13 protein-coding genes are annotated in these 12,361 nt (G+C 69.3%); 7 read left to right on the forward strand and 6 right to left on the reverse strand.

The window, feature by feature from the left end; translation table 11 throughout:
• Positions 1 to 4: 4 nt before the first annotated feature.
• The 3 genes from A5764_RS02340 to A5764_RS02350 are packed head-to-tail and all read right to left on the reverse strand — an operon-like array spanning position 5 to position 2,714.
• Positions 5 to 439: a PPOX class F420-dependent oxidoreductase gene (locus tag A5764_RS02340; protein WP_067107935.1), complete on the reverse strand. Its 435-nt coding sequence runs from the start codon at positions 437 to 439 to the stop codon at positions 5 to 7.
• 3 nt (positions 440 to 442) lie between these two features.
• Positions 443 to 1,549, reverse strand: a complete 1,107-nt coding sequence (locus A5764_RS02345) for an acyl-CoA dehydrogenase family protein (RefSeq protein WP_067107937.1) — start codon at positions 1,547 to 1,549, stop codon at positions 443 to 445.
• Between the two features lie 7 nt (positions 1,550 to 1,556).
• Complete coding sequence (locus A5764_RS02350) at positions 1,557 to 2,714, reverse strand: acyl-CoA dehydrogenase family protein (protein ID WP_067107940.1); 1,158 nt, start codon at positions 2,712 to 2,714, stop codon at positions 1,557 to 1,559.
• 183 nt (positions 2,715 to 2,897) lie between these two features.
• On the opposite strand from A5764_RS02350, the gene A5764_RS02355 reads away from it, so the two are divergent.
• The 3 genes from A5764_RS02355 to holA all read left to right on the forward strand — a co-directional run bounded on the left by A5764_RS02355 (position 2,898) and on the right by holA (position 6,382).
• Positions 2,898 to 3,761, forward strand: coding sequence for a ComEA family DNA-binding protein (locus A5764_RS02355; RefSeq protein ID WP_067107943.1), 864 nt, complete (start codon positions 2,898 to 2,900; stop codon positions 3,759 to 3,761).
• A gap of 44 nt (positions 3,762 to 3,805) precedes the next feature.
• Complete coding sequence (locus A5764_RS02360; protein ID WP_067107969.1) at positions 3,806 to 5,344, forward strand: ComEC/Rec2 family competence protein; 1,539 nt, start codon at positions 3,806 to 3,808, stop codon at positions 5,342 to 5,344.
• An 87-nt stretch (positions 5,345 to 5,431) separates the two neighbouring features.
• On the forward strand, positions 5,432 to 6,382 hold the full coding sequence (gene holA / locus A5764_RS02365; RefSeq protein WP_156664459.1) for a DNA polymerase III subunit delta: 951 nt from the start codon (positions 5,432 to 5,434) through the stop codon (positions 6,380 to 6,382).
• 21 nt (positions 6,383 to 6,403) lie between these two features.
• On the opposite strand, the gene rpsT is transcribed toward holA, so the two are convergent.
• Positions 6,404 to 6,664, reverse strand: coding sequence for a 30S ribosomal protein S20 (rpsT, locus tag A5764_RS02370; protein WP_067107948.1), 261 nt, complete (start codon positions 6,662 to 6,664; stop codon positions 6,404 to 6,406).
• Between the two features lie 148 nt (positions 6,665 to 6,812).
• Here rpsT and A5764_RS02375 point away from each other — a divergent pair, with 148 nt between their 5' ends.
• From A5764_RS02375 to A5764_RS02385, 3 genes are read left to right on the forward strand one after another with little or no spacing between them, the layout of a single operon-like run.
• Positions 6,813 to 8,534 (forward strand): circularly permuted type 2 ATP-grasp protein, encoded by a 1,722-nt coding sequence (locus A5764_RS02375; protein ID WP_067107951.1) that lies wholly within the window; start codon positions 6,813 to 6,815, stop codon positions 8,532 to 8,534.
• Complete coding sequence (locus tag A5764_RS02380) at positions 8,534 to 9,505, forward strand: alpha-E domain-containing protein (protein WP_067107954.1); 972 nt, start codon at positions 8,534 to 8,536, stop codon at positions 9,503 to 9,505. Before A5764_RS02375 ends, A5764_RS02380 begins: the two co-directional genes overlap by 1 nt.
• On the forward strand, positions 9,505 to 10,344 hold the full coding sequence (locus A5764_RS02385; RefSeq protein ID WP_067107957.1) for a transglutaminase family protein: 840 nt from the start codon (positions 9,505 to 9,507) through the stop codon (positions 10,342 to 10,344). The genes A5764_RS02380 and A5764_RS02385 overlap by 1 nt, the downstream gene beginning before the upstream one ends.
• Here the strand turns inward: A5764_RS02385 and A5764_RS02390 are convergent.
• Entirely contained in the window at positions 10,328 to 10,816 is a 489-nt protein-coding gene (locus A5764_RS02390; protein WP_067107960.1) for a MarR family winged helix-turn-helix transcriptional regulator, read from the reverse strand. The genes A5764_RS02385 and A5764_RS02390 overlap by 17 nt on opposite strands.
• Positions 10,817 to 10,903: 87 nt before the next feature.
• On the opposite strand from A5764_RS02390, the gene A5764_RS02395 reads away from it, so the two are divergent.
• On the forward strand, positions 10,904 to 11,626 hold the full coding sequence (locus A5764_RS02395; protein WP_197501175.1) for a hypothetical protein: 723 nt from the start codon (positions 10,904 to 10,906) through the stop codon (positions 11,624 to 11,626).
• Here A5764_RS02395 and A5764_RS02400 read toward each other — a convergent pair.
• A partial coding sequence (locus A5764_RS02400) for a ribonuclease Z (protein WP_156664457.1) occupies positions 11,610 to 12,361 on the reverse strand: 752 nt, incomplete at its 5' end. The two genes, A5764_RS02395 and A5764_RS02400, sit on opposite strands and share 17 nt — an antisense overlap.

A 12,361-nucleotide genomic window follows, 5' to 3' on the forward strand; every position in this document is an offset into this window, starting at 1 on the left:
CGGATCAGTCGGCGATATCGAAGCCCGAGTTGACTTTGGTCGGCTGGATCCGCACCACCAGCTCGCCGGGAACGGCGTTGCGGCGGCCGAACTCGTCGGCCCGCTCGGCGCCCATGTAGCGCGCACCGGTCCGCGTCGCGAAGTCCAGCACTTCCTGCGGATCCTCGCTCACCGAGGCCACACCTTGCACCTGCACGAACGAATACGGGGGATGAGGGTCGTCGACGCAGATCACCACCCGCGGATCCCGCGCTAGGGCACGGCCTTTCGACGTGTCACGGCCGGTGGTGAACACCAGCTGGCCCCCAACTTGGTCCATGTCCACCACGAACCACACCGGTGCGACCAGCGGCCGGCCGTCGGCGGCGAGGTAACCCAGCATCCCCGTGCGGGTGCCCGCCGAGAGGAAGTCCACGACCCGTTCTGAAAGCTCGGCCATGTGTCAGAGCCTGGCCAAGTCGTACTCGGCGATGTGATCGATCAGCACGTGCAGGTGATCCTGCGAGGAGCCCAGCGTGTGCTCGATCGCGGTGAGCCGCGCGGCGTAGTGGCCGACCGGGTATTCGGCCGTCATGCCGATGCCGCCGTGCAGCTGGATCGCCTCCTGCGCGATGTGCCGCCCGGATCGGCCGACCTGGAGCTTGGCCCGCGAGGCGATCACCGGGTCGAGGTTGCCGTCGGCGATCGACATCGCGGCGTAAAAGCTCATGCTGCGGGCCAGTTCCAGCGACACGTACATGTCGGCGGCGCGCTGGGTGAGCGCCTGAAACTTGTTGAGCGTGACGCCGAATTGCTTGCGGGTCTTGAGGTAATCGGTGGTCAGGCGCAGCGCCTCCTCCATCGCGCCGACGGCTTCGCAGCACAGCGCGGACTGGATACGGATGATCGCGTCGCGGATCGCGAGCGAGGCGTCTACCGCATCGCCGAGGGGCGCGGCCGGTGCGGCGTCCAGCTCGATCTGGGCGCCGCGCTGAGCGTCGAACGTGGGGTAGGGGTGCCTGTTCACGGCGCCACCGTCGACCAAGAACAATCCGGTGCCGCCATCCGGCAGTGCGGCGCTGACCACCAGCGTGTCGGCGCAGTCGCCGGCCAGGACCGGGTTCTTCGTCCCGCTCAGTGTCCACGAATCGCCTTGCCGTGCAGCCTGAGTGGTGACCGTCGCGGTGGGCTTCCGGTGACCCGCTTCGAGGTGGGCGAACGCGAGCAGCTGCTGGCCCGCCGCGACCTCGTCGAGCAGTTGCTTCTGCGCGTCGCTGCCGCGCTCGGCGATCAGCGCCCCGGGCGCCAGGGCGGCGTGCACCACCGGCTCGGGCGCCAGCCGTCGCCCGATCTCGGTGAGCACCACCATGATCTCGATCTGGCCCGACTCGTCCGGCTCGAACCCAAGGCTCAGAATCCCCGTGTCGGCGAGCTGGCTCCAGACCTCCCGGCTCCAGCCGAGATCGCTCTCGATGATCTTGTTGCGGCTTTCCGGGTCATAGGTGCGCGACAGGAGGTCGCGGGTGGTGTCGCGGAGCAGGGCCTGCTCGTCGCTCAGCTGAAAGTCCATGGCTGCCTCACAATCCCAGAATGGTGGACGCGATGATATTGCGCTGCACTTCGTTGCTGCCGCCGTAGATCGACGTCTTGCGGTAGTTGAGGTAGCGCGGGACGCTCGACTGCGCCCAGGCGGGTGACTCGATGTCGTCGCCGTCGACCGGTAGCGCGTCCGGGCCGGCCACCTCGACGAGCAGTTCGGTGGCGATCTGCTGCAATTGGCTGCCGCGCATCTTGAGCACCGACGATGCCGGATTGGGTTTACCGTCCGCGGAGTCCGTGGTCACCCGGGACTGCGTGAGTTCCAGCGCCAGCACTTCGTTTTCGGCCTCGGCCAGGCGTGCGGCGAACAGCGGGTCGTCGAGCAAACCCGTCTGGCGGGCGTGCTTTTTCACCTCGCCCAGACGCACCTTGGTGCGGCCCACCCCGGCGATGCCGGTTCTCTCGTTGCCCAGCAGGAACTTTGCGTACGTCCAGCCCTGATTCTCTTCTCCCACAAGCTGATTGGCGGGCACCCGAACGTCTTCGAAGAACACCTCGTTGACTTCCCGGCCACCGTCGATCAACTTGATCGGGCGCAGGGTGATGCCGGGAGTGGACATCTCCATCAGCAGGAACGAGATGCCGGCCTGCCGCTTGGGTGCCTGCGGGTCGGTGCGCACCAGGCAGAAAATCCAGTCCGCGTGTTGACCCAGCGTCGTCCAGGTCTTCTGCCCGTTGACGACGTAGCTGTCGCCGTCCCGCACGGCGGTGGTGCGCAGCGAGGCGAGGTCGGAGCCGGCCTCGGGCTCGGAAAAACCCTGGCACCACCAGATGTCGATGTTGGCCGTCGGCGGCAGGAAGCGCTCTTTGATTTCCTGGGAGCCGAATTCGGCGATCACCGGGCCGACCATCTTGACGTTGAAGTTCAGCGGCTCGGGGACGCACGCCAATTGCATCTCGTCGGCCCAAATCTGGTACTGGGTGGGCGTCCAGTCCTTGCCGCCCCACTCGACGGGCCAGTTGGGCACCGCGAGCCCGTGCTCGTTCAGGATCTTGTGGCTGGTGACGATGAGTTCCTTCGTCACCGGGACACCCTGGCGCACCGCCTCGCGGAGCTCCTCGGGGATCTGGGTGGTGTAGAAGGTGCGAAGTTCGTCGCGGAACGCGGCTTCCTCGGGTGTGAGCGCCAGTTTCATAGCAGCCTCCTGTCGTCTGGAGTGAAGCTGCGGATGGGTTTCCGGTCCCGGTCGCTCGCTCCGGCTTCCATCTTGACCCATCGCCCGCCGTGCTTGTGCACAGCCTCGGGTTAATGCACAGGCGGGCGCCGACGGCCCGTTGCGCGAGGCCTTCGTGGCGGCCGGCGCACCTACGGTCGGCGTATGCGAACAGAACTTCCCGCCGATCGGCTGCACCGACGACTCGGCGCCGACCCGGATCGCGATTCGCAGGCCAACGCCGCCGACGAATCGGACGACAGCCAAGACGAGGACCCGAACTCGCTGCTGCCGCGGTGGCTTCCCGATGCGTCCCAGGGCCGCGGCTGGGTGGCCAGGGTGCGCGCGGACCCCGGCCGCGCCGGCGCCATCGCGCTCGCGGTCGTCGCCGCGCTCGCGGTGTTGGTAACGGTCTTTACCCTGGTGCGCGACAAGCCCGCGCCGGTGATGTCGGCCAAGCTGCCCCCGGTGGAGAAGGCCGCCACGGCGAGCCCACGGTCGTCGGCGAGCCCGGGCGCCGGCCCGCCTGCCAGCACCCAGCCGGTGGTGGTCAGCGTCGTCGGGCTGGTGCACACCCCCGGGCTGGTTACCCTGGCGCCCGGCGCGCGCATCGCCGATGCGCTGCAAGCCGCCGGGGGCGCGGTGAATGGCGCGGACACGATCGGATTGAACATGGCCCGCCCGGTCGGGGACGGGGAGCAAATCGTCGTCGGGCTGGCACCGGTCTCCGGACAACCCACCGCGCTGGGCAGCTCGGTGGCCTCCGGTTCCGTACCGGTGTCCAAGCCGCCGGGGCCGACCGGGTCCGCTCCGGGATCGGGGAAGCCGAAGCCCGGCGGGGCCGTCGACCTGAACACCGCGACGGTCGAGCAGTTGGACGCCCTGCCCGGCGTGGGACCCGTCACCGCCGCCGCGATCGTGGCGTGGCGGCAGGCCAACGGCAAGTTCACCAGCGTCGACCAGCTCGCCGACGTGGACGGCATCGGTCCGGCGCGGCTGGACAAACTGCGGCCTCTGGTCCGTGTCTGACATCGGTGGGCCATCCCGGCTTCGTGGAATCGGCCCGCGTGGATCTGCGGCTGGTGCCGGCCGCGCTGACCGCCTGGGCGGTGACCGCCGCCGGGATCTGCTGGCCGGTGGGGCGCGTGCTGGCGTGCTGCTCTCTGGCGCTGGCCGCCGCCGCGGGCGGCTGGACGTGCTGGGCGGCGCGCCGGCCCGGTGGGCGCCGGCGTCCGGGCGCGATCGGTGCCGGTCTGGCGGCGATCGGCGTCGTCGGCGCCGGGTTTGGGCTCGCGATCGCGCTGCGCGCCGACGCGGTCGGGCGCCACCCGATCACCGCGGTGTTCGGAACGGCGGCACCGGTGACCGTGACGCCCTCCGAGAGTCCCCTGTCCTTGGGTGGCGGGCGGCTGATGTTTCGCGCCACCCTGCAGCGCCTGCGCGCCGACGAGATGTCGGGCCGGGTTGTCGTGTTCGCCCGGGCGTCGGACTTCGGCGAGGTGATGGTGGGCCAGCCGGTGCGGTTCACCGCGCGCATCACCCGCCCGATGCGCCATGACCTGACCGTCGCGGTGCTCAACGCCTCCGGGCCGCCGACCATGGGCTCCGCCAGCGCGGTCCAGCGGGCCGCGCACGCCGTGCGCGGCCGGTTCGCCGCCGCCGCCCGCGAGACGTTGCCCGCCGACCAGGCCGCGATGCTGCCCGCCCTGGTCCTCGGCGATACCTCGGCGGTCACCGCCGGGACCGGCCGCGATTTTCGCGGGGCAGGCATGACGCACTTGACCGCGGTCTCGGGCGCCAACGTCACGATCGTGTGCGCGGCGGTGCTCTTCGCGGCCCGGCTGATCGGCCCGCGCGCCGCCGTCGTGCTTGCCGCGCTGGCCCTGGCGGCGTTCGTCGTCATTGTGCAGCCGACGGCAAGCGTGCTGCGCGCGGCCGTCATGGGCGTCATCGCGTTGGCGGGAATGTTGTCTTCCCGTCGGCGCCAAGCGATTCCGGCTCTGTCAGCCACGGTGCTGATCCTGCTCGCGGTTGCGCCGCAGCTGGCCGTCGATGTCGGCTTTGCGCTGTCCGTGCTCGCGACGGCCGCGCTGGTCGTCATCGCGCCGGCCTGGTCGCGGCGCCTGGTGGGCCGCGGCTGCCCCAAGCCGCTGGCCGACGCGCTCGCGGTGGCGTGGGCGGCGCACCTGGTGACCGCCCCGCTGGTGGCCGGCATCTCGGGTCGGGTCAGCCTGGTGGCCGCGGCCGCCAATCTCGCGGCGGCACCCGTCATAGCTCCGATCACGGTGCTGGGCAGCGCGGCGGCCGCCTTGTGCGTGCCGTGGCCGGCCGCTGGGCAGCTGCTGATCCGCTTCACCGGGCCCGAACTGTGGTGGGTCCTGCACGTGGCCAAGTCGGCGGCCGGCATGCCGGCGGCGACGCTGCCCGTCGCGGCCGGTGTGCCCGGTGTGCTGTTGGTCGCCGCCGCGACGGTGCTGGCGCTCGCGCTGGCCAGGCTGCTGTGGCGGTGGCGGTGGTTCCGCGCGGCGACCGGGCTGGCCGCGGGGGTAGTCGTGATGTGCGCGCTGGCCTGGACCGTGTCTGGGCTCGTGGCGATCGCGAGCGCGGCGTAGCCGGGCGCGGCGGGTCGCCACGATCGGGCTCATCGACCCCTAGTCGGACCCACGTGACACCATCGTGGGGTGAGCGAGCTGGCGCCGTTGCACCTGATCTTGGGGGACGAGGAACTGCTGGTCGAGCGGGCCGTGGCCGACGTGCTGCGGTCGGCGCGCGAGCGTGCGGGCACGCAAGACGTGCCGGTGAGCCGGATGCGGGCCGGCGACGTCAGCACCTACGAGCTCGCCGAGCTGCTGAGCCCGTCGCTGTTCGCCGACGAGCGCATCGTCGTGCTGGAGGCCGCCGCCGAGGCGGGCAAGGAGGCGGCGGGAATCATCGCCGCGGCCGCCGCCGACATTCCGCCGGGCACGGTGCTGGTGGTGGTGCACTCGGGTGGGGGACGGGCCAAAGCGCTGTCCGGCGAGCTGCAGTCGTTGGGCGCGGCGGTGCATCCGTGCGCGCGGATCGCCAAGCTCAGCGAGCGCGTCGACTTCATCCGCAAGGAGTTTCGCGCGCTGCGGGTCAAGGCCGACGAAGAGACGGTGACGGCTCTGCTGGATGCCGTCGGCTCCGACGTGCGCGAGCTCGCCGCCGCGTGTTCGCAGCTAGTCGCCGACACCGGCGGGGACGTCGATGCCGCCGCGGTCCGGCGCTATCACAGCGGGCGGGCCGAGGTGAAGGGCTTCGACATCGCCGACAAGGCCGTGGTCGGTGACGTCGCAGGGGCCACCGAGGCGCTGCGGTGGGCGATGATGCGCGGGGAGCCGCTGGTGGTGCTGGCCGACGCGCTGGCCGAAGCCGTGCACACCATCGGCCGGGTGGGCCCGCTCTCCGGCGACCCGTATCGCCTGGCGGCGCAGCTGGGAATGCCGCCCTGGCGGGTGCAGAAGGCGCAGAAACAGGCCCGGCGCTGGTCGCGCGAGAGGGTGGCGACGGCGATGAAGGTGGTGGCGGCGCTCAACGCCAACGTCAAGGGTGCCGTCGCCGACGCGGACTATGCGCTGGAATCGGCGGTCAGGCAGGTCGCCGAGCTGGTGGCCGACCACAGCCGCTGAGGGGGCGTCGGCCGGTGGGCCTCAGAGCTTGTTGAGGGCGCGGGCCAGCGCCGACTTCTTGTTGGCGGCCTGGTTCTTGTGGATCACGCCTTTGCTGGCGGCCTTGTCCAGCTTGCGGTTGGTGGACACCAGCAACTCCGTGGCCTTGTCCTTGTCGCCGGAGTGGGCGGCCTCGCGGAACGCGCGCACGGCGGTGCGAAGCGACGACTTCACCGCCTTGTTGCGCAGGCGGGCGCGCTCGTTAGTACGGTTGCGCTTCTGCTGCGACTTTATGTTGGCCACGCGTCATTTCCTTCTTCGAATCGGTGGTTGCGTTGCTCGTTTGGGGGGCGGCCCCACACCCAATATGCGACTGCCCAGGTTAGCAGTCGGTTACGTTTTCTCCCAAAACGGGAACCCGTGGCCTGCCAGAACGCCGACGTGAGGCACCATCTCTAAAGTGAGTCTTCCGAGCCAGCTTGAGGAAACCAGGCGTGGGTCGCGCGGCGGTGCGGGACAATCGGACGCGCGCTCCGAGCGCATCTTCGGCGGATACAACACGTCGGACTCCTACTCGATGGCGTTCGACGAGATGTTCGACGCCCAGGGAAACGTCCGCGGTCCGTACAAGGGCATCTACGCCGAGCTGGCGCCCGCTGATGCCGCGGACCTCAAGGCCCGCGCCGAGGCGCTTGGCCGCGCCTTCATCGACCAGGGCATCACGTTTTCGCTGTCGGGTCAGGAGCGGCCGTTCCCGCTCGACCTGGTGCCGCGGGTCATCTCGGCCGCCGAATGGAGCCGGTTGGAGCGCGGCATCACGCAGCGGGTCAAGGCCCTCGAGATGTATCTCCACGACATCTACGGCGACCAGGAGATCCTGAACGACAACATCATCCCGCGCCGCCTGATCACCTCCTGCGAGCACTTCGAACGTCAGGCCTTCGGCATCGTCCCGCCCAACGGCGTGCGCATCCACGTGGCCGGCATCGACCTGATCCGCGACGAGCGGGGCAATTTCCGCGTCCTCGAGGACAACCTGCGCTCACCGTCGGGCGTTTCGTACGTGGTGGAGAACCGGCGCACCATGGCGCGGGTCTTCCCGAACCTGTTCGCCACCCATCGGGTCCGCGCGGTCGACGACTACTCCTCGCACCTGCTGCGCGCGCTGCGCAACTCGGCGGCCACCAACGAGGCCGATCCCACCGTCGTCGTCCTAACCCCCGGCGTAGCGAACTCGGCCTACTTCGAGCACTCGCTCCTGGCCCGTCAGATGGGCGTCGAGCTGGTCGAGGGCCGCGACCTGTTCTGCCGCGACAACCAGGTCTACATGCGCACCACCGAGGGTGAACGCCAGGTCGACGTCATCTACCGGCGCATCGACGACGCCTTCCTGGACCCGCTGCAGTTCCGGGCCGACTCGGTGCTGGGGGTGGCCGGCCTGGTCAACGCCGCGCGCGCCGGCAACGTCGTCATCTCCAGCGCGATCGGCAACGGCGTCGGCGACGACAAGCTCGTCTACACCTACGTGCCGACCATGATCGAGTACTACCTGGGCGAGAAGCCGCTGCTCGCCAACGTCGAGACCTACCGGTGCTGGCTCGACGACGAACGCGAAGAGGTGCTGGACCGGATCGACGAGTTGGTCCTCAAGCCGGTCGAAGGATCCGGCGGTTACGGCATCGTGTTCGGGCCGGAGGCTTCCGACAAGGAGCTGGCCGTCGTAGCCAAGAAGATCCGCGACGACCCGCGCAGCTGGATCGCCCAGCCGATGATGGAACTGTCGACCGTGCCGACGCAGGTCGGAAGCGCGCTGGCTCCTCGCTATGTCGATCTGCGGCCGTTCGCGGTCAACGACGGCAACGACGTGTGGGTGTTGCCGGGCGGGTTGACCCGGGTGGCCCTGGTCGAGGGCTCGCGGGTGGTCAACTCCAGCCAGGGCGGCGGCTCGAAGGACACCTGGGTGCTGGCGCCGCGGGCGGCGGCCAATGCCCGTGAGCTGGGGGCGGCCGAGGTGGTGCGATCGCTGCCCAAGTCCATCCCGGACCCGGTGCTCGACGGCGCGCCGCGGATGCAGCAGCAACAACCGCAGCCCACCGAGGTGGCCGACGGGCAGCCCCAGCAGCAACAGCAGCAACAGCAGCAACAACAGCAGCAACAGCAGGGGATGCGCTGATGCTGGCGCGTAACGCCGAGGCGCTCTATTGGATCGGTCGCTACGTCGAGCGCGCCGACGACACCGCACGAATCCTGGACGTGGCGCTGCACCAATTGCTCGAGGACTCCAGCGTCGACCCGGATCAGGCATCCCGGCTGCTGCTGCGGGTGCTGGGCATCGACCCGCCCGATCACGACCTAGACGTCTGGTCGCTGACCGACCTGGTCGCGTTCAGCACCAACGCTACGGGCGGCTGTTCGATCGTCGACGCCATCACGGCGGCGCGTGAAAACGCGAAGTCGGCCCGGGAGGTGACCTCCAGCGAGATCTGGGAGTGCCTCAACACCACCTACCACGCCCTGGCCGAACGCGAGCGGGCCGCGAAACGCCTTGGGCCGCACGAGTTCCTGTCATTCATCGAGGGCCGGGCGGCGATGTTCGCCGGCCTGGCCGACTCGACGCTGTCGCGGGACGACGGTTACCGCTTCATGCTGCTGGGCCGCGCGATCGAGCGGGTCGACATGACGGTTCGGCTGCTGCTGTCGCGGGTGGGGGACAGCGCCTCGTCGCCGGCCTGGGTGACGCTGTTGCGCTCGGCCGGCGCGCACGACACCTACCTGCGCACCTACCGCGGTGTGCTGGACGCCAGCCGGGTGGTCGAATTCATGTTGCTGGACAGGCTGTTTCCGCGTTCGGTGTTCTACTCGCTGCGGCTGGCCGAACACAATCTCGAAGAGCTGCTGCACAATCCGCAGAGCCGGATCGGGGCCACCGGCGAGGCGCAGCGGTTGCTCGGGCAGGCCCGCAGCGAGCTGGAATTCGTGCACCCCGGGGTGCTGCTCGAGTCGTTGGACAGCCGTTTGGCGGGCCTGCAGCGAACCTGCCGAGACGTCGGAGAAGCCTTGGCGCTGCAGTACTTTCACGCCACACCGTGGGTGGCGTGGTCGGATGCCGGTGCCCGGCTGGTCACCCGGCAGGTCGAAGCCTGATGTGGCGGCTGCGGGTGGTGCACACTACGGGATATGCCTACCAGTCGCCGGTGACCGCTTCCTACAACGAAGCCCGGCTGACCCCGCGGTCGGACACCCGACAAAACGTCATCCTCAACCGGATCGAGACGATTCCGGCGACGCGCTCCTACCGCTACATCGACTATTGGGGCACCGCCGTCACGGCGTTCGACCTGCACGCGCCGCACACCGACCTGACGGTGACGTCGTCGTCGGTCGTCGAGACCGAGCGGCCGGAGCCACCGGTGGCCGAGGTCAGCTGGAGCGACCTGCGGTCGGAGGCGGTGATCGATCGCTTCGACGAACTGCTTCGGCCCACCGCCCACGCCCCGGCAAGCAAACGCGTTGCTTCCGTGGCGAAGAAGATCGCCAAGGCTCACGACCCGGCCGAAGCCGTCGTCGCCGCGGCCGGGTGGGTGCGCGACGAGCTGGACTACCTCCCGGGGACCACCGGCGTGCATTCGTCGGGGCTGGACGCGCTGAACGAGGGCAAGGGCGTGTGCCAGGACTTCGTGCACGTGTCACTGATCCTATTGCGCTGCATGGGAATTCCCGGGCGCTACGTGTCGGGTTACCTGCACCCAAAACGCAACGCCGTCGTCGGGGATACCGTCGACGGGCGAAGCCACGCCTGGATTCAGGCCTGGACGGGCGGCTGGTGGAACTACGACCCCACCAACGACACCGAGATCACCGAGCAATACGTCAGCCTGGGCGCCGGCCGCGACTACACCGACGTTTCGCCCCTCAAAGGCATCTATTCGGGCCAGGGCGCAACGGATCTCGACGTCATCGTCGAGGTCACCCGGCTGGCCTAGGCCGAAGCGTGCGGTAACCCGGGTGGACGTGCGGCATCAGGCCCTGCTGCTGTGCCATCGTGGCAAGCAGCCCACGTAGGGTGCTGTATTGCTCAGGATCAAGCGTGGCGGCGAACCGGAGCTCGTGCTGGCGTGCGAGCTCGGAAAGCTTGCGCATCAACCTCTTTCCGGACGCAGTGAGGTAAAGAGCATGCAACCGGCGGTCGTCGGGGTTGCGGCGCCGCTCGACGTAGCCGCGCTCCTCGAGTTCGTCGACGTATGCGACCACGCGACTGGGCAACATGCCCAACTGAGCGCTGAGGGCCTGCTGGCTGCGGCCGGGCTCCGCGGCGATGGCGCGCAGAATTCCCGCGTGCGGAGGGGTCAACTCGATGGTGGCCACCTGTTCGGCGAACAGGCTTGCGGCGTGATGCCCGAGTTGAGCCAGTAGGAAGGCCACGCCGTCGGGATGGTCGCTAGGAACTGATGACACCGAAACATCATAGCGTTCGGGAATTATTCTTCGATCGAATCATTGACGGCCTTGTCAAGTCGCTGAGCCGGGCATATCGTTCACGCTATGAACGATTCACAAGCAGATGCAACTCGGGTTGCCGATCGCCGCCGGCAAGGCGGGCCGCCATTGGTGTTGCTTGCCGGGGTTTGCGTGGGATTGCTCTTCGGCGGCATTGCAATCGGGGTCGCGCTGGGTGGCGTGATGCCGTTGCCCTACGGGCCGGCGACCGCCGTTACGGCATATGTCCGCGCTCAGCCGGTCGCGGTGCAAGTGATCGCCACCGCGGTGTTCGCGTCGTCGGTGCCGTTGGCGATCTACGCTGCGACGGCGAGCGCTCGGTTGCGCCAACTCGGCGTTACCGCCCCGGGAGCCACGATCGCCCTCACGGGCGGCACCCTGGCCGCGGGTGCCCTGGGTCTGAGCGGGTTGCTGGCCTGGACGCTTTCGAGGCCGGACGTCAGCGGCGACACCTCGTTGGTTCGCGGCGTGTACTTCCTGGTATTTCTGGTCGGCGGCCCGGGTCACATCGTGGCCCTGGGTCTGCTGGTGGCGGGCATGGCGGCGCCCAGCCTCATCCTGGGATTGACGCCGCGTCCGCTGGCCTGGGTCGGCCTTGCGATTGCCGTCCTTGCCGAATTGACGACGTTGGTCTTGGTGTGGCCCGAACTCGGGGTGATCCTGCCGATCGCGCGGGTCTCGGCGCTGGTTTGGCTGGTGGTAGCCGGAGTACGATTGCCGTTGCGGCGCAATGACATTCGGCGAACGACGGCTACGACCGCGGATTGACCTCGACCCGGTGCAGGTCGTCGCCGAGTTCGACGCGGCCACCGAATTCCGAAGCGGCCAGCGCCCGCCACTGTTCCTCTTGGCCGGGCACCAACGCCGGGACGTAGTGGGTCATCACCAGGGTGCCCACGCCGGCGCGGGCCGCGCTCGCCGCCGCTTCCTCGACCGACGAGTGGTAGTCGCAGATGTCCTGGAGCCGTTGCTGCGGGATGTTGGCGACGATGTCCTTGCGGATCACGGTGTGCACCAGCGCGTCGGCGCCGGCCGCCAGCTCGTCGAGGCCGGCGCAGGGCACCGTGTCCCCGGCCAGCACCACCGCCGCCATGCCGGACTCGATGCGGAACCCGATGGTCGGCGCCACCGGCCGGTGATCGGTCGGGGCCACCCGGATCGATACCCCGTCGCGGTCCCACACCGGACCCTCGGTGTATTCGTGCACCTCGACCGCGGGCGGCGCGTTCAGGTCGGCATGGTGGGCGATCCGGTAACCGATGTCGTGGCCGAACGCCTTGAGCGTCGCCTCGACCGTTTCCGCGGTGCCGGGCGGTCCGATGATCGGCAGCGGCGCCGGATCAGGCGCCAACGTGCTGATCCAACGGGTGATGAGCAGGTCGCCGAGGTCGCCGATGTGGTCGCTGTGCAGGTGGGTGAGCAGCAGCGCCGAAATTCCGGCCGCGCCCACCCCCGCCGCCGCGGCGCGCTGCAGCACCAAGACCAACTGGGTGATCGGCCGCC

Source organism: Mycobacterium sp. 852002-51057_SCH5723018 (genome assembly GCF_001667035.1).
In the GTDB taxonomy this organism is placed as follows: domain Bacteria; phylum Actinomycetota; class Actinomycetes; order Mycobacteriales; family Mycobacteriaceae; genus Mycobacterium.